At 65.9% G+C, this 19022-nt stretch carries 16 protein-coding genes; 4 read left to right on the top strand and 12 right to left on the bottom strand.

Annotated features, from left to right (window positions below):
- Nucleotides 1–15: 15 nt before the first annotated feature.
- The 10 genes from mnxG to mdcA form a co-directional block, all read right to left on the bottom strand.
- Nucleotides 16–5856 (bottom strand): manganese-oxidizing multicopper oxidase MnxG, encoded by a 5841-nt coding sequence (gene mnxG / locus IRZ77_RS17865; protein ID WP_196174037.1) that lies wholly within the window; start codon nucleotides 5854–5856, stop codon nucleotides 16–18.
- 359 nt (nucleotides 5857–6215) lie between these two features.
- On the bottom strand, nucleotides 6216–6980 hold the full coding sequence (gene madM / locus IRZ77_RS17860; protein WP_196174036.1) for a malonate transporter subunit MadM: 765 nt from the start codon (nucleotides 6978–6980) through the stop codon (nucleotides 6216–6218).
- Nucleotides 6981–6982: 2 nt separating this feature from the next.
- The gene (gene madL / locus IRZ77_RS17855) at nucleotides 6983–7405 is read right to left on the bottom strand and encodes a malonate transporter subunit MadL (protein ID WP_085600757.1); all 423 of its coding nucleotides are present in this window, start codon (nucleotides 7403–7405) and stop codon (nucleotides 6983–6985) included.
- Nucleotides 7406–7597: 192 nt separating this feature from the next.
- Nucleotides 7598–8518, bottom strand: coding sequence for a malonate decarboxylase subunit epsilon (gene mdcH, locus IRZ77_RS17850; protein WP_046614358.1), 921 nt, complete (start codon nucleotides 8516–8518; stop codon nucleotides 7598–7600).
- Nucleotides 8515–9129 (bottom strand): malonate decarboxylase holo-ACP synthase, encoded by a 615-nt coding sequence (locus tag IRZ77_RS17845; protein ID WP_108481591.1) that lies wholly within the window; start codon nucleotides 9127–9129, stop codon nucleotides 8515–8517. The genes mdcH and IRZ77_RS17845 overlap by 4 nt, the downstream gene beginning before the upstream one ends.
- 1 nt (nucleotide 9130) lies before the next feature.
- The gene (mdcE, locus tag IRZ77_RS17840; protein ID WP_196174035.1) at nucleotides 9131–9922 is read right to left on the bottom strand and encodes a biotin-independent malonate decarboxylase subunit gamma; all 792 of its coding nucleotides are present in this window, start codon (nucleotides 9920–9922) and stop codon (nucleotides 9131–9133) included.
- On the bottom strand, nucleotides 9919–10767 hold the full coding sequence (locus IRZ77_RS17835; RefSeq protein ID WP_085600748.1) for a biotin-independent malonate decarboxylase subunit beta: 849 nt from the start codon (nucleotides 10765–10767) through the stop codon (nucleotides 9919–9921). Before IRZ77_RS17835 ends, mdcE begins: the two co-directional genes overlap by 4 nt.
- On the bottom strand, nucleotides 10760–11059 hold the full coding sequence (locus tag IRZ77_RS17830) for a malonate decarboxylase subunit delta (protein WP_024087234.1): 300 nt from the start codon (nucleotides 11057–11059) through the stop codon (nucleotides 10760–10762). Before IRZ77_RS17830 ends, IRZ77_RS17835 begins: the two co-directional genes overlap by 8 nt.
- Before the next feature lies 1 nt (nucleotide 11060).
- Nucleotides 11061–12005: a triphosphoribosyl-dephospho-CoA synthase gene (locus tag IRZ77_RS17825; protein ID WP_196174033.1), complete on the bottom strand. Its 945-nt coding sequence runs from the start codon at nucleotides 12003–12005 to the stop codon at nucleotides 11061–11063.
- Nucleotides 12005–13666: a malonate decarboxylase subunit alpha gene (gene mdcA, locus IRZ77_RS17820; RefSeq protein WP_015270609.1), complete on the bottom strand. Its 1662-nt coding sequence runs from the start codon at nucleotides 13664–13666 to the stop codon at nucleotides 12005–12007. The genes IRZ77_RS17825 and mdcA overlap by 1 nt, the downstream gene beginning before the upstream one ends.
- Nucleotides 13667–14060: 394 nt before the next feature.
- Here mdcA and IRZ77_RS17815 point away from each other — a divergent pair, with 394 nt between their 5' ends.
- Both IRZ77_RS17815 and IRZ77_RS17810 read left to right on the top strand, forming a co-directional pair.
- Nucleotides 14061–15131, top strand: a complete 1071-nt coding sequence (locus IRZ77_RS17815) for an enoyl-CoA hydratase/isomerase family protein (RefSeq protein ID WP_196174032.1) — start codon at nucleotides 14061–14063, stop codon at nucleotides 15129–15131.
- Nucleotides 15132–15147: 16 nt separating this feature from the next.
- The gene (locus tag IRZ77_RS17810; RefSeq protein ID WP_196174031.1) at nucleotides 15148–16299 is read left to right on the top strand and encodes an acyl-CoA dehydrogenase family protein; all 1152 of its coding nucleotides are present in this window, start codon (nucleotides 15148–15150) and stop codon (nucleotides 16297–16299) included.
- A 167-nt stretch (nucleotides 16300–16466) separates the two neighbouring features.
- On the opposite strand, the gene IRZ77_RS17805 is transcribed toward IRZ77_RS17810, so the two are convergent.
- Nucleotides 16467–17399 (bottom strand): LysR family transcriptional regulator, encoded by a 933-nt coding sequence (locus tag IRZ77_RS17805; protein ID WP_046614367.1) that lies wholly within the window; start codon nucleotides 17397–17399, stop codon nucleotides 16467–16469.
- A 125-nt stretch (nucleotides 17400–17524) separates the two neighbouring features.
- Between IRZ77_RS17805 and IRZ77_RS17800 the strand changes: the two genes are divergently transcribed.
- Nucleotides 17525–17788 carry a DUF2790 domain-containing protein gene (locus IRZ77_RS17800; RefSeq protein WP_085602298.1) on the top strand — a complete coding sequence of 88 codons (264 nt, stop codon included), beginning with the start codon at nucleotides 17525–17527 and terminating at the stop codon, nucleotides 17786–17788.
- A gap of 1 nt (nucleotide 17789) precedes the next feature.
- On the opposite strand, the gene IRZ77_RS17795 is transcribed toward IRZ77_RS17800, so the two are convergent.
- Nucleotides 17790–18482 (bottom strand): tRNA (adenine(22)-N(1))-methyltransferase, encoded by a 693-nt coding sequence (locus IRZ77_RS17795; protein ID WP_046614369.1) that lies wholly within the window; start codon nucleotides 18480–18482, stop codon nucleotides 17790–17792.
- 136 nt (nucleotides 18483–18618) lie between these two features.
- Between IRZ77_RS17795 and IRZ77_RS17790 the strand changes: the two genes are divergently transcribed.
- Nucleotides 18619–18999 carry a RidA family protein gene (locus IRZ77_RS17790; protein ID WP_046614370.1) on the top strand — a complete coding sequence of 127 codons (381 nt, stop codon included), beginning with the start codon at nucleotides 18619–18621 and terminating at the stop codon, nucleotides 18997–18999.
- Nucleotides 19000–19022 lie beyond the last annotated feature (23 nt).

Below are 19022 nucleotides of genomic sequence, written 5' to 3'. Positions count from 1 at the left end.
CGCCCCCATTTACCGTCACTGCGCCGGTGCCGTTGCCGGCGGCGCTTCATTGGTCACTCGCAAGATCCCCCACAGCCCCGAGAGGTTGCCGTAGGCGGCGTAGTCGCGGAACAGGTAGTCACCCGCCACCGCGTTGGCGCCGCCGGCACTGGGCAGCATGAAACTGAAGTGCGCCGCTGGCAGCACGCTTTCCTGGGCACCGATGTACATGGCCATCGGGTTGTAGCCGAAGCGCACCGAGCCGATGCCGGGCAGGCTCAGCGGGTAGCCGTCCACGTCGTTCTTCTCGGCCTGATAGTTGTGCAGTGGCCACAAGTGGCCATCCAGCTGATAGACCATGCCGCGGCTGCCACCACTGGGCATCACGATATGGTTGCGCACTGGCTGGCCGGGCTTGGCGTACAGCACCGGGGTTTGCGGGTCGCCACCGACCAGGGCGTTGGCGTAGGCCATATGGGCGTTGGGTACATCACCAAAGCCCAGGCCACCGGCGCGGCCGAAGGGTGAGTCGGGGGCCATGCCGAAGCGCAGCCACAGGGGTTCGGTCTTGTAGTTGACCGCCATGTTACCGTTGTCCTGAGGGTCGCCGGCGGCGCCGTTGCCTTCGGTATTGATGCCCTCCACCGGGCGACCGTCGGCCCAGCGCATGTTCAGCGCACGCTGCCATACCGTGACGAAGTCGCGGTAGTCCGGCTGGCCGGTGACCTTGACCGTGGCCTGGGCCCTTGTTGCGGTGTCCTCGGTCCAGGTGGCGGTCTGCGGCAGGATGCTCATGGCACCCACCAGGCCTTTCTGCGGCTGCTTGATGACGTCCGACGGGGTAAGGTTGAGGCCGCCGAATTCGATGGCCGTGGTGTTGATGTTGTCTACCGTGCGGCCCAGTTGCGACACCGGCTTGCCTTCACGCTCCAGGTGGCCGGCATAGTACTGATAGGTACGGGTCGGCCAGGCGCCGCTGGTGCCGGTACGCGGGGCCACGGTCTGCACCGGGTTGAGGCCGACGTTGGCGCCGTCGGACTTGGTGATGTCGTAGGCCAGCAACTGGGCATGCAGGCCCACGTGGCTGGATGGCCGCATCAGGTTGTTGGCAAACGCGGTGGCACCTTCGCTGTCGAAGCGGTCACGCTTGACCACGTTGTGCATCACCGCAGTGCTGGGCAAGTCCGGCATTACCAGTGGCAGGCGGTTTTCCAGGGTGATGCTGATGCACTCACCTGCGTTGGCGCGCAGCACCAGCGGCTCCACGGGCACGCCCGCCTTCAGCTTGCCGGTGGTGGCGTCCAGGTCGGCCTTGCGCACGTACAGGATCGCGGTCGGGTCGTGCAGCGGCGCGCTGTGGCCACCGATGGTGAAGGTTTCCCCATCTTCGGGGTCTACCCCACTGACCAGCGGGATGGCGGTCTTGCGGCTGTTGAACACCAAGGTGCCGCCGTTGGCCTTGAGCGGGCCGCCGACATGCTGGCCGACACCGGCCGGGTCGTTGATGCTGACACCGTTACGGTTCTCGAGGATATCGTTGGCCAGTGCCGCGACGATCTCGTAACTGCGCTTGACCGTGGGGCGGGTGCCGATGCCGTTGGGGTTGGCCGTGGTTTTCGGGCAGATGCCATCGAAGTTCACGGTGTTGCGCATGGCCACCGGCTGCGGGTTGTTGGGCAGCGGGAACAGGTCGGCACGCTGCGCGGTGTAGTTGCGCATGATGCCCCAGATGCCGTTCCAGTAGCCTTCCAGGGCCGCATCCAGCGAATACAGGTAGTCACCGTTGGTGGCCGCCGAACTGGAGATCATCGACACCGGCGCCATGAAACCCAGTTGCTCGGAAATACCGATCATCTGCGATGACTTCCAGCCCGAGTTGGAGCTGTTGCCGTAGCCGGTGCCGTTCTGCAGCCACTTCACGCCATGCAAGGTGATGTTGTGCTCCTCTTCATGGCCACCGGCGTGCATGCGCAGGCGCACGTTGTCGCCGGAGTAGGTGCGCAGCATCGGGGTGAACGGGTCGCCCGGTTCGCTGCCGGCCGCGTTGATGTGCGGCGGGAACAGCGTGGTGCCGCCAGTGGGGCCGACCGCCGAGGTGATCGCCGAGGGCGCCAGGTTCATTGCCGGGATGGCGCGGTCGGTACGGGTTTGCAAGGCGTAGCTCAGGTCGCCGGCCAGGCCGTCGGCCTGCATGCCACGCTTGCCGTCCGGGCCGACCTTGTTGGGGTCGTAAACACGCAGGGCCAGGGGCTCGTTGCGGTAGTTGACGACGAACATGCCCGGGTCGTCCACCGAGATGGCCTGTGGGCAGGGCCGGCTTGGGCAACCCGGGTTGATGCCACCGCGTTCTTCGACGATGGCCTCCAGCAGGTTCGATGCCTTGCCGCGCACGGGCGGGTTGATGGCGTAGCGGAAGCTGTCGGCAGTGGCCGGGTACGACTGGGCATTGGGGATGCCGTCCGGCCCGGCGCCGACGTACACACCGGCCTCGTACGCGTGCTGGAAGTCGCTGTATTCCAGGAAGAACTCTCGGTAGCTGTCGTTCTTGCCGTCGCCGTCGTGGTCACCGGTCTGGATCACCGCCTGCCACGAAGTCGGGCCACCGTCCTGCCGCGTGGCCGGGTTGTACAGCTTCTCGCCGGTTTCGGCGTGGTACCAGGTGGAGTTGGCCGGTTCGGCCAGCACGGTGGCATACAGCCCAAGCTGCTGGTGGGTCGATGGGCCGAGGTGGTCGTGGGTGAAGATGGTACCCAGGCCACGGTCGACGTTGTACACGTTCACCAGCGGGTCGGCGAACCAGCGCTGCATGGCCGTGCGTGCGCCCAGCCAGTCGGCCCTGCCAAAGCGGCCGAAGTACGGGTGCTGCCGGGCTTGCGGGCAGGCGGCGGTGCCGTCGCGGCTATCGCCCTGGGTGCAGCCGTTGTAGGCACGAATGGCCTGCACCCGCTCGACCACGCTGCCGGGCGATAAGATGCCGTCTTCGTAGTTCCAGCCGTTGGCCGAGCCGTCGGCGGCGGTCAGGTCCCACTTGGGCAGGTGGATGTGCTGGCCGATCACGTCGGTCGGGGTGCGCACCTGGTAGTCGTCCATCTCGTAGATGTTCGGGATCAGGTTGGTGTGCTGGTACATGGTGCAGTCGAAGGTGTTCATGCGCATCACCAGCGGCTCTGGCGGGCGCTGCTTGGTGATCACCGGCCAGGCGTCTTCCCACAGGGCGATGATGCGTGCCTGCGGGAAGTGGTAGCCGACCTTGTTGTACACCGCGTCGAACTGGATGTTGGCGCCCTTGTAGATGCGTGGGCGGTCGGCGGTGAAGGCCGAGGCGCCACGGAAGTTCAGGCCCGACAGGCTTTCGCCGCTGAAGTATTCGCCTACCCCGGAGGACTGGGTCAGGCGTTTGCCCCGGTCATCCATGCACGGCTCGTAGAACGGCGCGCCGGCAGTGGGCAATGCGCCGTTGGTGCGGAACGCCTTGGCCACCGGCTCGCTGCCAGGGATCAGGGCAAAGCTTTGGTGTTCGGCCTGGGCGTGGAACTGCATGGCCGCCTGCTCGACATCGGTGCCTTCTTCGGGCAGATAGATCGGCTTGGCCTTGTGTACCACCTTGGTGAAATCGAGCTTGGTGGTGGTGGTTTCGGCTTCGCCGCCGGCGGATACGCCGTCCAGCGCATGGCGCCCCAGGCCACCGTCCCAGCCATCGACCTGGTTGGGGTCGAGGTTGGCCCACAGAGCCTTGCCGCTTTCCTTGAGCTGGCGTGCCATGGCCGGGTCGAGCATGTCCAGTGGCGGGGTTGGTGGGCGGTTGCCCACGCTGCTTTCCATACCGCCGATCCAGAACGGATAGCCAGGGTTCTTCAAGGTGCCGTCGGCGTTGCGGTTGGCGTCGCTGCGGTCGACCAGCGCCAGCGAGCCGATGGCCTTGCGAACCGGCGCCTGGTTGGCTGGCTCGTCATCCTCTTCTTCGGGCTCGTCGTCATTGGCAGCAACCAGCTCTTCGGACAGCTTCGGTACCACCACCACCTTGCCTGGCATCGGCGCCATGGCCTTGCCGGGCAGCGGCACGATGGCCGGGATCGGCGTGCCGGCAACGATCTCGCCATCGGGCAGGGCCCGCGCGCCAACCGCCGGCTTGCCGCTGCGCAGGGCGAACGGGGTGCTGTGGTAGCCGTTTTCGCCCTGCCCGCTCACTTCAAGGCGGGTGCCTTCCTCGAACACGTCATGCACTCGCCACATGGCCCACATGCCCTGGGCGAAGTGCGGGTAGAAGTGGCAATGGTAGATGGCATCGCCCGCCACCCGGTTGCGGTTGCCCGCACCGCCGTTGGCGATTTCGTAGGTGTAGCCGACCCCCGCGCCAATGCCCTGGGCATCGATGTAGTCGGAATTGTCGTCATTGGGGTTGAACAGCCACTGGTGGCCATGCAGGTGGAAGATGTGCTGTTCATGGCCGTTGTGGGTGTTGCGGAACTTGGTGAAGTCACCGATGTAGCTGTGGTGCACGTTGGCCGGTTCCGCCGGGAACAGGGCCATGCTGGCCTTGACCCCGACGGCGCTGGCCGGTGGTACCTCGCCAGGACGGATGTGCTCCAGGCCGACGTTGGCCGGCACGTCCACCAGCGTACCGACATCACCGACCGTGTGCGAACTGAGGAAGAACTCCTCATAGGCGCACGACAGGCAGTCATGCATCGGCCCCACGCCCAGGCGGTTGGCCACCACTTCGGCGCCCATGCCACCGGAACCGTAGTTGATCATGAACGAGTCGCGGGTGGGTTCCAGCACATGGCCCATCACCGGGTCGGCCCAGTAGCCAGGGAACGCCTGGGTGCCGGCGACCTCGTCGGCGAACTGCGAGGCGAAGTCACGGAACGCCTCCAGGCGGTTGGGCAACGCCGGGTTGCGCTTGCCCAGGCTTTCCAGCGGGTAGGTGGACTTGGGGAAGCTGCCATCGGGGTTGGGGCCCATGACGATGGCATCGGTTTCGCTGTTGATGATCTGGTTGCCGTCGACCATGGCAATGATCGGCTTGCCGGCCTTGCCTTCGGCGATCCAGGGTTGCATTTGCGGGTAGCGGGCTTCGTAGTCGATCACCGGTTGGCCGGTGGCGGTACGGCCGGTGGTGGCCAGGCGCATTTCTTCTTCGGTAAGGGTATTGCGGTAGGTGCGGCCGAGTTTTGGCACCACCACTACCTGGCCGAACAGGCCGTTGGCAACGTTGCCCGCAGTGCCCTCGCCGCCGAATGTGGCGGCCTTGCTGGTAGCGGCAAAAGCGCCTTCGCGTTCGGCGTACAAGGTATAGCTGCGGGTGCTGCCTGGGCTGACGAAGAAGCTGCCATTGCGCCCGGTGTAGGCAGAAATATCGGCGATGCTGTTGACCGCCTGCATGCCGTTGACCTGGAAGCCGACCATGCGCTCGGCCACCTGCTCGTCGGCGACGAAGCCTTCGGCGGCGTCATTTTCGAGCTCCGGCCCCTCCTCTTCGCCCTCAGGCTCTTCAGCCTCGATGCCGTGCTTGTTGGGGTTGGCCTTGTAGTCGAGCAGGTTGGTCAGGTTGACGGTAAGGCATTCACCGGCGGCCACCCGCAGCACGATGGGCCGCGGGCGCTTGTCCGGGCGCAGGGTGACCTTGCCCGGGACCGCCGCCCCGCCGCTGCTGAGGGGGACCATCTTGTCGTCCACCACATCCTCGCGCAGGGCGAACATCATGCCGTTGGCGTTTTGCGCGCCAAGGCGGTTGAACATCAGTGGCTGGTCCAGCGCCACCACGTTGGCGACCAGGGTGCGCTGGCACTGCACGGCGGCTTCGCTGGTCGACTCCCAGCCGAGCAAGGCCAGTACGAGTGATGACAGGATGGGGCCTTTGAGTGGCATAGACATGCTGCACCTCCGGTACACAGGATCTCTGCGTGGAGCTGGAGCAAGGTGTATGCCAGGAACGGATTGCTTTTATTTTCAGTTGGTTGCAGCGGCAAACGAAACAGGTTGGGGAGGATTCCCCAGCGGTTTTCCCCGAAACGGGGGGTGGGTTGCAGGTGTTCGTCACGAGATATTCCCACAGGTACAGCATTGCTCTCGAGGTTGTCGCTGTACCTGCAGGAGCGGCCTTGTGTCGCGATGGGGCGCGCAGCGGCCCCAGGATCTTGACGGCGATGCGGATATCGCTGGGGCCGCGTTGCGGCCCGATCGCGACACAAGGCCGCTCCTACAAGGGGTCTGCGCAGTCCAGCAGATTGTTGTCAACCGACCAGGGCACGTACACAGAAGTACAGGATCGACGGGCCCATCAGGCAGCCCAACCCGGTATGGAAGGTGGCTGTCAGTGCCCCGTACGGCACCAGGCGCCGATCGGTCGCCGCCAGCCCGGCCGTCACCCCCGACACCGTTCCCGCCAACCCGCCGAACACCATCGCCGAACGTGGGTTGTCCAGCGCCAGCAGGCGCGCCGATACCGGGGTGAACACCATCACCAGGATCGCCTTGATCAGCCCGGTGGCAATCGACAGCGCCATCACGTCCGAGCTGGCCCCCAGCGCCGCCCCGGTCACCGGCCCGACGATATAGGTCACCGCACCCGCACCGATGGTGGTCATGCTCACCGCATCACGGTAACCGAACGCGTAGGCCACCGCCGCGCCGACAATGAACGGCAGCACCGTGCCGAGCAGCAGCGCCACCGCGCCGATCATCCCGGCCCTGCGCGCCTCGGTGGCCTGCACCTCGAAGGCCGTGGCGACAATGGCGAAGTCGCGCAGCATGGCCCCGCCCATCAGGCCGATGCCAGAGAACAGCGCCATGTCGGCCAGGCCTTTCTGGCCACCGGTTATGGTGCCACCGACCCAGGCCAGCACCAGGCCGATGACGATGGCGATGGCCGAGCCGTGCACGCGGCCGAAGGTCAGGTACTTCGACAGCACCACCGACAACCACATGATCGCGCCCACCACCGCGAAGGCAGTGATCAAACCGTTATGTTCCAGGGCATTGTCAATGACCGGCCACATGATCAACGCCCTCCTGCAGGGGCAGCCTGCACATTGCTTTCGGGGCCGGCCTTTACTGCCGGCAGGGGTTCGCCGCGGTGGCTGCGGCTGATCAGGGCAATGGTCGCACCGCACACCAGTACCGCGCCCACTGCCGCCAGCAACGCCACCGGCCCGCCGTGCAGGGCGGTGACCACGTTCTGCTGGGCTGCCATGGCCACCACCACCGGGATGTACATTGCGCCCCAGAACCCTACGCCGAACTCGCATTCCTTGCTCATGCCGCCGTTGCGGTGCATGTACAGGCGTGCGCAGATCAGCAGGATCATGGCGATACCGACCCCGCCCACATTGGATTTGACGCCCAGCAGCACGCCCAGGAAGTCGCCGACGATGACGCCGGCAAGCGTGCAGACCGCCAGCAGTGCCACACCATAGATGATCATTGTTGTTGTCCTCAGGTAGTGTCGAAGTTGCTTGTTGTTGTTCTTCGTAAACACACTTTTGTGCGGCTATCGCGGTCATTGTGGGAGCGGGCGTGCCCGCGAACACGGGCGACGCCCGTGCCATTCACCGAGGTGCCTGCTTCGCGGGCACGCCCGCTCCCACAGGGGTCACCATCCGCCGCAGTGCCGCTGTCATCGTTCGTTGGCCACCTCCTGGCGCAGCAGCGCATCCAGGGTGTCCCAGCGGGTGCCTTCGACAGCAACCACCCTGCCCTGTTCGAACACCGGTCGGGCCAGCCCGCCGAGCACGTTGCCGGGCGGCAACTCCAGGTGCAGACGCACGCCACGCTCATAGGCGTTGCGCAACGTGGCACGCCAGTCGACCAGCCGCGCCATGTTGCCGGCCAGGTCGTCGCGCAGACGCTGTGGGTCGAACACCGGCCGTGCGCTGCTGCCGCTGAGGTAGGTGATACGCGGTCGCTGCAGCTCGACCGTGGCGAAGGCACTGGCCAGTTCGGCCGCGGGGCCATCCAGCAACGGGCAATGCGACGGCACGCTGACCGCCAGCCTCCGGGCCACGCCCTGGCCCAGGCGGCGTGCCCTGGCGGCAACCGCAGCCATCGCGTCATCGCTACCGGCGATGACGATCTGGTTGTCGCTGTTGAGGTTGGCGACATACACCTCGCCGCCTGTATCGCTCAACAAGCGTTCGACACAGGCCAGGTCCAGGCCGCTGAGTGCGGTCATGCCATAGCCTTGCGGATAGGCGCGCTGCATCAGTTCGCCACGCAGGGCAACCAGGCGCACGGCATCGGCAAAGCCCAGGGCGCCCGCCGTGACCGCTGCCGGATAGGCGCCGATCGACAACCCCGCCACGTAATCCGGCGCGGGGCTGCGCTGCATCAGCCAGCGCGCCCAGGCCACGCCAGCCAGCAGCAGACACAGCTGCACGGCACGGGTCGTCTGCAGGGCCTGCTGGCTGTCCAGCGCCAAGGCCTGCTGGCCGAGGGTGTCACTGGCTTCTTCCAGCAATTGCCCGGCACACTCGGGCAGGCGCTGCAGCATGCCCACCTGCTGAGCGCCCTGGCCGGGGAAGGCGAACAGGCTGCTCATGCGGCACGCTCCATCACTGCCCATGGGTCGCTGACCAGGCGTGGGCCATCGGCCGACTTGAGCAGCACGCGGCGGGCGAAGCCGGCCCACTCGCGCAGGGCGACAGCGCCCGCCGGGGTTTCCAGCTGCAGGTCGATACGACAAGGCGCGCAATCGAGAATATCCAGCAGCGCACGCGCCTGCGCCCGGGCCAGTGGTTGTGGCGTGCGCAGCAGCAAGTCCAGGTCGCTCTCGGCGTGTACCACCTCCATACCGGTGGCGAGCTGATACCCCACCCCACCTGTCGGCCCCCAGGCCAGGCCGCTGGCATCCAGCACCGGGGCGACCGAGGCCAGGGCCTGCAATGCAGGCCAAGGGCTTTCCGCTTGCCAGCGCAGCGCTTCGGGGCCTTGCTGACATTGGATATCGGCCAGCCGCATCAGTACGCCCGACCGCTGCGCCCTGCCCTGGCCACGCAGCCCTACCGCCACCCAGCCGTCCGCACAGGTGGCACGGCGCACCACCACCGGCTGGCCGCTCAGCAGCACATCCTGCGCCCAACGCGGCGCATCGGCAGGCAGGCCAGATACGGGCATGCCCCAGAGCAGGTCGTGTGGCCTTGGCGCGTTCATCTCAAGCGCCCTGCCACTGGCGACGCAGCTGTTCGCGCACCTGGCGCGAGGCGCTGCGGTTTTCGCCCGCCAGCCGCGACGACAAGTCGCTCGAGCTGCCGATGTCGCGCACCGCATCTGCCAGGCAGGCACGTACCTGAGCGATGTCGGCACTGCTAGGCGTCTCGGGGTTGTCCACCGTCAGGCGGCGCCACAGCAGGCCAAGCGAGGCGTAGCTGGCAAGGTCGTAGGCCATTGGCGGCACCTCGGCGGCCAGGGCTTCCAGTTGCTCGACGCTGCGCAGGGTGATGCGCGCCGCCGCAGCCTTGCCCATGGCGTGCACCATGACCCCGGCATCGTCCAGGGCGATCAGGCGCTGGGCCTGGTAACCGTGCGCCAGGAAGGCACCAGACATGGCCTTGCCGACCAGCAGGCCGATCACCGGGTGCCCCGCCAGCCGTGCCTGGGCATAGGCCTGCACCGCAGCAGCCAAAGCCTGGTGGATCCCCAACGCCTCTTCACGGCGGCCATAGGCCTGGCTGGGCACGTCGATCACCGCGACGATGGCGCGCTTCTGGCCATGGCGGTCAGCCTCGACCGCTTCGCTCACGGCCTTGGCCAGGCCCCAGCCTTCCAGCAGGCCGACTTCGCCCGAGCGCGCACGGGGGAACGGGTTTTCGGCGTCCGGCACCACGGCGATGAAGCGCGCCAGGCGGTTGTCCAGTTCGCCATCCATTACCCGCAACGACGCGGGGTAGCCTGGCAAGGCTTGCCCGCCGGCCAGGCCCGGCAGCCAGTTCAAGGCACGGTTCATTCGGCATCTCCTTGGTAAAGGTCACGCACGGCAGCGGCATCCAGTTGCGGGCAGCCATCACCCAGCCGGGCCAGGCGTTGGAGGAACCAGGCGTGTTGACCGGCGCGATCCGTTGAAGGCTCGTCGAGCAATTGCAGCAAGCGTTCGCGCAAAGCCTCGATGTCATCGGCCACATAGGCGTCGACCAGGCCGCTGGCGTGGCGCTGCTCGCCGCCGGTCAAACTCCAGATGAAGGGGCGGTCCTTGGCATCGTATTCACCGATGCCCGCTTCCTGCTCGATCACCTGCGGGCCGTTGAGGCCCAGGCGGGCTTCGCGGGTGACCAGCAAGTGGCTGCACAGGCCGGCGGCGATGGACATGCCGCCGAAACAGCCGACCGACCCTGCGACCAGGCCGACTACCGGCTGCCAGGCGCGCAGCTCGACAATCGCCGCCTGTATTTCGGCAATCGCCGCCAGGCCCAGGTTGGCTTCCTGCAGGCGTACACCGCCGGTTTCCAGCAGCAGCACGGCGCAGGTGGGGATGCCGTTGCGATTGTCTTCGATGGCCAGTTCCAGCGCACCGGCGATCTTGGCCCCCCCCACCTCGCCCATGCTGCCGCCCTGGAAACCGCCTTCGATGGCGGCAACCACAGCGTTGCGCCCGTTCAGCAGGCCCTTGGCGATGACCACGCCATCATCGGCCTGGGGCACGATGCCCTGGCGCGGCAGCCAGGGTGACATAAGCCGGTCGAAAGGGCCCAGCAGTTCACGGAAGCTGCCCGGGTCGAGCAAGGCGCGGGCGCGTTGGCGGGCGCCGAGTTCGACAAAGCTGCGGCTGTGCAGCAGGCGCGCGATATCAGTCATGGGCGATCTCCTCGAAGCCTTGCTCCAGGCGCAAGCGCACCACGCCTGGGGTGGCGCCGAAATCATGGATGTCGATGTTCACGGCCGGCCAGGTGCGGCCCTCGAACAGGCGCTGGAACAGCTGCGCCCAGCGGGCAGCGCTGCCGTTGACCGAGGTCACCACCTGGATTTGCAGGCTGCCGGCGGTGCCGGGTTCGATCAGCACTTCAAGGTCGCCGGAGCTGACGCAGCCCACCAGCGTGCGGCCACGCCCAGGTGCGGCGGCGGGGAATTGAAAGGTCAGGGTTTCCATGTCACAGGCTCCCGGCTTTGTCGAGGAACAGGCAGGCGGCCAGCAGATCGGCGGCGCCGCCCGGTGAGGCATTCAGGTGCAGCAGGTGCTGGTCCAGCCGGCGCAGCTGCCGGCGCCCGGCCAGCGTGGCGCTGCCGCCTTCGCTCAGCACGGTACGGGCGCCGTGCTGGACGGCAGCCAGCCCGGTCGGGCCGCTGCGCCAGAGCACGCAGGTATCGTTGAGCACGGCCATGATCGCCAGCAGCGCGTCCAACCGGGCGTGCGGCTCGCTGGCACCGGCGGTGCGGCTGCGCTGCAGTTGCGGCAGGCCGTGGCCGATAACCGCCGGGAAACCTTGTTGCGCCTGTTCGCGGGCACCGCCAGTGCCATAGCGGCGGCGTACCTGCCGGCCATGGCTGTCTTGGGTGGTCATGGCGGGATCGTCGAACAGTGCGATGCGACCGGCACGGGCAGCCAGGGTGCTGGCATCGGCCTGGGTATCGAGGGCCTTGGATGCTACCAACAGGCCGAGGGCCCAGATTGCGCCGCGGTGGGTGTTGACCCCGCCGGTGGCGGCCAGCATTGCCGCCTCGCCTTCGCGGCCGAGCTGGCCCAGGGTGGTGCGCAGGGGCTGGCCGAGGGTGCCGATGGCCTGAGCGGCTTCGGCCATGTTGCGCAGGCAGGGCCACAGGGCCAGGGCCGAGGCATGCATCAGGGCCAGGGTCATGTCGTGGTGGGCGCCGTTGCCACGGCGGTCGACCAGGCCGGGTTTGGGGGACAGGTCGGCTTCGTCGATCAGGGCTTCCACGGCCAGGTCGGCCAAGTGGTCGGCCAGGGGTAATTCGGTTGCCTGCGCTGGCCTCTTCGCGGGTAAACCCGCTCCCACAAGGATTGCGCAATTTCCAGATGCATCACTATTGCTGTGCTCGCGAAGAAGCCCACGCGGTTGCAAGTCGAGTGCTTTCATCACCAGCTCCTGAACCGTGCAGGCGGGTTGTAGAGGCCGCCGGACCATTCGACCAGGTCGGCGATGCTGCGCGCAGCCAGCAGTTCGCGGCTGGCGTCGGTGCGGCGGATGCCGAGGTCTTCGGGCAAGGCGACCAGGCCTTGCTGGCGCAGGCGCTGAGTGTCCTTGGGGTCGTGCCGCAGGCCGATGGCGGTAACTCCGGCCACGGCGGCGATCATCTGCTGGCGCTCTTCCAGGCTGCGGGCCTTGTACAGGTAGGCAATGCCCTCCTCGGTCAGCAGGTGGGTGACATCGTCGCCATAGATCATCACCGGCGCCAGCGGCATGCCGGCTTTCCTGGCCACTTCCACGGCATCGAGGGTTTCCACGAAGGTGGGCTTGCCGCCTTCCTGGTAGGTCTCGACCATCTGCACCACCAGCTTGCGACCGCGTTCGAGCATGGTTTCCGGCACGGTCATGTCGAGCCAGGCCGGGGTCGCGTGGCGCCGGCCACGGGGGTCGTGGCCCATGTTCGGGGCACCGCCGAAGCCGGCCAGGCGGCCGCGGGTCACGGTCGAGGAATGGCCATCGCCATCCACCTGCAGGGTGGCCCCGATGAACAGGTCGACAGCATACTGCCCGGCCAGCTGGCACATCATGCGATTGGAACGCAGCGAACCATCACGGCCGGTGAAAAACACGTCCGGGCGCTGGGCGATGTAGTCCTCCATGCCCAGCTCGGTGCCGAAGCAATGCACGCTTTCCACCCAGCCGGTCTCGATGGCCGGAATCAGCGTCGGGTGCGGGTTGAGTGTCCAGTTGCGGCAGATCTTGCCCTTCAGGCCCAGGGACTCGCCATAGGTAGGCAGGATCAGCTCGATGGCGGCGGTGTTGAAGCCAATGCCATGGTTCAGCGACTGCACCTGGTGTTTTTCGTAGATGCCGCGAATGGCCATCATCGCCATCAGCACGTGCACCGGCTTGATATGGCGCGGGTCGCGGGTGAACAGCGGCTCTATATAGAAAGGCTGGTCGGCAACCACCACGAAATCGACCCAGGATGCCGGGATATCGACCCGCGGCAGGTCATCCACACGGTCCACCAGCTGGTTGACCTGGGCAATGACGATGCCGTCGCTGAAAGCGGCCGGTTCCACCAGTGCCGGGGTGTCTTCGGTACTGGGGCCGGTGAACAGGTTGCCATCGCGGTCGGCCATGAAACCAGCCACCAGGGTGACGTTGGGGATCAGGTCGACCAACAGCCGCGAGTACAGCTCGATATAGGTGTGGATGGCGCCGACTTCGAGCAGGCCGTCTTCCAGCAGTTGGCCAATGCGCAGGCTCTGCGGACCGGCGAAGGAGAAGTCGAGCTTGCGGGCGATGCCACGTTCGAACAGGTCCAGGTGCTCGGCCCGGCTGACGCTGGGCATGATCATGTGCAGGTCGTGCAGGCGCCCAGGGTCGACCTTGGCCAGCGCGCGGGAGAGGAAGTCGGCCTGCTTCTGGTTGTTGCCTTCTAGCACTACCCGGTCGCCGGGAGCCAGCAGCAGTTCAAGGGCTTCGACGATTCGCTCGGTGGGCAGCACCACGCCGTCGGCGAGGTGGCGGACCCGGTCAAGGCGACGCTGCTTTTCGGCGCGCCGCCGCGACCATTGCGGCGGTGGATTCTTGGTTGTTGTCATGGTGACTCCACGGGTTCGCTGTCGTGGGGGTCACCTTAGGGCTGGGGTGGTTGCGCATCAATCAAGCTCAGGCATTGATCGTTACGGTCAGGGTAACGATTTAGCATATGCGCTGTCGCTCATGACCCTATCGCAGGCAAGCCAGCTCCCACAGGTACAGCGCAGGCCTTGAAGGTTGTGCGGTATCTGTGGGAGCTGGCTTGCCGGCGATAGGGCCAGCCCGGCCAACCTGAAACCTTGCTAGAGTGGCGTTATCGCCCCACAAGACAAAAATGCAGAATCCCCCTGCAGATTTGTCGATTGTGCAAGGCAAATTCGCATGACAGGATCCTGCGATCCTCCAGCGAACTCCAGACTTCACTTGGAAAATCAATAACAAAGCAGGGAGAACGCAATGACTGCGCACGCTCATACCTCGGCAACAGACCATGTGCTGGCCGAGGTCCGCAACCAGGTCGGCCACCTGACCCTGAACCGCCCCGCCGGCCTCAATGCCCTGACCCTGGACATGGTCCGCAGCCTGCGCCAGCACCTCGACATGTGGGCCGATGATCCGCACGTTCGCGCCGTGGTACTGCGTGGCGAGGGCCCAAAGGGCTTCTGCGCCGGTGGCGATATCCGTTCGCTGCACGACAGCTTCAAGGCCGGCGAAACGTTGCATGAAACCTTCTTCGTCGAGGAATACGCCCTTGACCTGGCCATCCACCGCTACCGCAAGCCGGTGCTGGTGCTGATGGACGGCTTCACCCTCGGTGGCGGCATGGGCCTGGCCCAGGGCTGCGACCTGCGCGTGGTCACCGAACGCAGCCGCCTGGGCATGCCCGAAGTGGCTATCGGCTACTTCCCGGATGTGGGTGGCAGCTACTTCCTGTCGCGCATCCCCGGCGAACTGGGCACCTACCTGGGTGTCAGCGGCACGCAGATCCAGGCAGCCGATGCACTGTACTGCGGCCTGGCCGACTGGTACCTGGCCAGCGACCAGCTGGCAGCCCTCGACCAGGGCCTGGACCAGCTGCGCTTTGGCGACCACCCCCTCAAGGACCTGCAAAACCTGCTGGCCAGGCTCGGCACCCAGGTGCTCGCCGATGCGCCGCTGGAAAAACTGCGACCGGTCATCGACCACTTCTTCGCTCTGCCGGACGTGCCTGCCATCGTCGAGCAACTGCGTGCGGTGAGCATTGGCGACAGCCACGCCTGGGCCGTGGCCACCGCCGACCAGCTGGAAAGCCGCTCGCCGCTGGCCATGGCGGTTACTCTGGAGATGCTGCGCCGGGGTCGCCAGCTGGGCCTTGACGACTGCTTTGCCATGGAGCTGCACCTGGACCGCCAGTGGTTCCAGCACGGCGACATCATCGAAGGCGTGCGCGCGCTGATCATCGACAAGGACAAACAGCCACGCTGGAACCCGCCGACCCTGGCCGCACTGCAACGCCAGCGGGTCGACCAATTCTTCGAAGGCCTGTGAGCCCGGGAGTACACAGATGCAAGACCTGGAACTGAGCGAAGAACAGATCATGATCCGCGACATGGCCCGGGACTTTGCCCGTGGCGAGATCGCCCCGCATGCACAGGCTTGGGAAAAGGCCGGCTGGATCGACGATGGCGTGGTGCGCAAGATGGGCGAACTGGGCCTGCTGGGCATGGTGGTGCCGGAAGACTTCGGCGGCAGCTACACCGACTACGTCGCCTACGCCCTGGCGGTGGAAGAAATCGCCGCCGGCTGCGGCGCCACCGGAGCGATGATGAGCATCCACAACTCGGTGGGCTGCGGCCCGCTGCTGGCCTACGGCACGGCAGAACAGCAACAGCAGTGGCTGCCACGCCTGGCCACCGGCGAGGTGATCGGCTGCTTCTGCCTGACCGAGCCACAGGCCGGTTCCGAGGCGCACAACCTGCGCACCCGCGCCGAGCTGGTGGATGGCCAGTGGGTGATCAACGGCGCCAAGCAGTTCGTCAGCAACGCCCGCCGCGCCGGGTTGGCCATCGTCTTCGCGGTGACCGACCCGGAGCTGGGCAAAAAGGGCCTGTCGGCGTTCCTGGTGCCCACCGACAACCCGGGCTTCAAGGTCGATCGCAGCGAGCACAAGATGGGCATCCGCGCCTCCGACACCTGCGCGGTCACCTTCGACAACTGCCGCATCCCTGCCGCCAACATCCTCGGTGAGCGTGGCAAGGGCCTGGCCATCGCCCTGTCCAACCTTGAGGGCGGCCGTATCGGCATTGCTGCCCAGGCACTGGGCATTGCCCGCGCCGCGTTCGAGGCGGCATTGGTCTACTCGCGTGAACGGGTGCAGTTCGGCAAGCCGATCAACGAACACCAGAGCATCGCCAACCTGCTGGCCGACATGCAGGTGCAGGTGAATGCCGCGCGCTTGCTGATCCTGCATGCCGCACGCCTGCGCAGCGCCGGCAAGCCGTGCCTGTCGGAGGCCTCGCAGGCCAAGCTGTTCGCTTCGGAAATGGCCGAGCGGGTGTGCTCGATGGCGATCCAGGTGCATGGCGGCTATGGCTACCTGGAGGATTACCCGGTGGAGCGCTACTACCGCGATGCGCGGATCACGCAGATCTATGAAGGGTCTAGCGAGATCCAGCGGATGCTGATTGCGCGGGAGTTGAAGCACTATCCGCTGTAATCAGACGGGATACAGAAGCCGCTGTGCGGCCCTATCGCCGGCAAGCCAGCTCCCACAGGCACTGCACCACCTTCGCAACCTGTGGAGTACCTTGTGGGAGCCGGCTTGCTGGCGATAGGGCCAGTACAGGCAGTGCGAGAAGTTGCCAAAAAAACCAGATCAATGCTTCAACGCCAATACCGCGAATCATCCACCACCCTGGCATGCCCCTCGAACAGCGCCGGCAGTTGCTCCTTGAGGTAGTCGATCCAGGTACGCACCTTGGCATCCAGGTAGTGCCGTGACGGGTAGATCGCGTACAGCGCGCTCTCGCGCAGGCGATACGGCGCCAGCAACCGGCACAACCGCCCCTGCTCGATCGCCTGGCTGGCGGTGTAGAACGGAAGCAGACCAATGCCCATGCCCAGCTCGCTGGCCACCAGCATGGCGTCGGCGACGTTGGTGGAAAAACTGTCGCTCGGTGCGATCACGCACTGGTCCACCCCTTGCGGGAACACCCAGTCACCTTCGTACATCGGATAAGCCATGCGCAGGCAACGGTGCTGATGCAGGTCTTCCGGGCGCTCTGGCACGCCATGGGCCATCAGGTAGCTCGGGGCCGCGCAGGGGATGCTGAAAATGTTGCCCAGCGGCACGGCGATCAGCTGCGAATCCGGCAACGCACCGTCCACGGTAATCACCACGTCATGCCCTTCGGCCAGCGGGTCGGGGTTGCGCTGGGACAGGGTCAGCTCGATCACCACCTCCGGGCACAGTGCGTTGTAGCCGGCCACCAGCGGCATCAGCAACAGGCCCATGCCGTGCGGGCAATGCAAGCGCAGGTGGCCGCGGGGCGTGAGGTGCGCGCCACGGGCTTCGCCCACCGCCTCTTCGGTCAGCAACAGGATCTGCCGCGAGCGCTCGAGAAACCGCTCGCCTGCCTCGCTCATGCGCAAACGCCGCGTGGTGCGGTGCAGCAGGCGGGTCTGCAGCTGGTTTTCCAGCTCGGCAACGATGCGCGAAACCTGAGCCGCGGAAATGTCCAGGGCATTGGCGGCCGCAGCGAAGCTGCCGCATTCCACCACACGGGCGAAGGTACGCATGGCATGCAGCATGTCCATGAAGGTGTGCTCCTTGTTCGGTCTTATTCTTGCGTTACAGGCAGGAATCTATCACGAGTTAGCCCATTTATTGTGGATGACCAATGAATGGATCATTAGCCATACATTGAAAAAAGGAGCCTGCCATGAAACGTTCGATCGCTGTCCTTGCCGTTGCCGCTACTCTCGCCTCGTTCGGTGCCTTTGCCGACACCGGCAGCAACCAGCCGGTCAGCAGCAGCAATTATGAATACGGCATGCCGCTGGACGTGGCCAAGGTCATCTCCATCACCCCGGCCACCAACGCCGCCGACTGCCAGGTTGGTACCGCGCACATGGTGTATGTCGACCATCAGGGCCAGAAACACGAAATCGACTACCGGGAAATGGGCAACTGCTCGCAGCAGTGAGTCAGGCCAGCACCTCGGTGATCCAGCCGACCTGTTGCCTGAAGTCGTCGATTTTCGCCTGAGGCACCGCACCGCGGGCCCGCTCGAAGTTGGCCAGGGTCTGTTGCTTCTGCCGCAGCATGCGCCGCCACTTGACCAGGAACGCCTCGCTTTTCTCCTGCACCAGCACCGGGCCGAAATACAGCTGTTCAGCGCTGTACGCTGCCCCGCCCGGCTCGGCGACGATGATCTCGTAGTCGAAGCGGTTTTCCCGCAGCAGTTCTTCGCTGACGATCCGGTAGCCATTGCCCATCAGCCACTGGCGCAGTTCGCGCTCGGCGCCATTGGGCTGCAGCACCAGGCGGGTGACGCCAGCCAGGCGCTGCTTGCCGGCCTCGAGGATCTCGCACATGGTGTCGCCACCCATGCCGCAGATGCTGATCACCGAAATGCGGTCTTCCGGCTCGACCGCTGCCAGGCCATTGGCCAGGCGTACGCTGACCCGCCCTTCAAGGCCGTTCCTGCGCACGTTGCGCTGGGCCGAGGCGAACGGCGTCTGCGCCACCTCGCCCGCCACCGCCGCGTCCAGTACGCCGCGCAGCATCAAGGCCACCGGAAGGTAGCCATGGTCCGAGCCGATGTCTGCCAGGCGTGCACCTTGCGGTACTTGTGCAGCCACGCGCTCCAGGCGCCTGGACAATGTCTGTTCGTTCAACGTAAACCCCTGCTTTGCAATCGGCCGCGATTCTGACGGCGAACGCCGCGCATTTCAAACTCCGGGGTGCCCTCGACCGGGCCAGCGCGCTCGCGTAGGCTTGCCGCTTTCCTTCCGTAGCAAGGCAAAACACACAATGGCACAAGCAGACATCATCTACACCCCGGACCCGGACGCCGAGTCGATTTCCTCCGACGTCGCCGAATACAACGGCGTGCTGGTCACCACGCAGATCCCGACCCACGCCGATGGCAGCCTGGAACTGGGCGGCATCGTCGAGCAGAGCGAGTGCACCCTGCAGGCACTGAAAGTGGCGCTGGAGAAGGCCGGCAGCGGCATGGACCGCGTGCTGCACCTGACCATCTACCTCACCGACATGGCCGACCGCGCGGCATTCAACGAGGTTTACCAGCGCTTCTTCAGCAAGCCCTGGCCGGTACGCGCTGCCGTGGGTGTGGCTGCACTGGCGGTCGAAGGCATGCGCGTGGAAGTGACCGCAATGGCCGCCAAGCGCTGATTCACCTCCAAGGGCCTTATCGC

Origin of the sequence: Pseudomonas pudica (assembly GCF_015680405.1) — a bacterium.
In the GTDB taxonomy this organism is placed as follows: Bacteria; Pseudomonadota; Gammaproteobacteria; order Pseudomonadales; family Pseudomonadaceae; genus Aquipseudomonas; species Aquipseudomonas pudica.
Note: the sequence above shows the minus strand (reverse complement) of the source record. Positions and strands in the feature narration are given on the sequence as shown.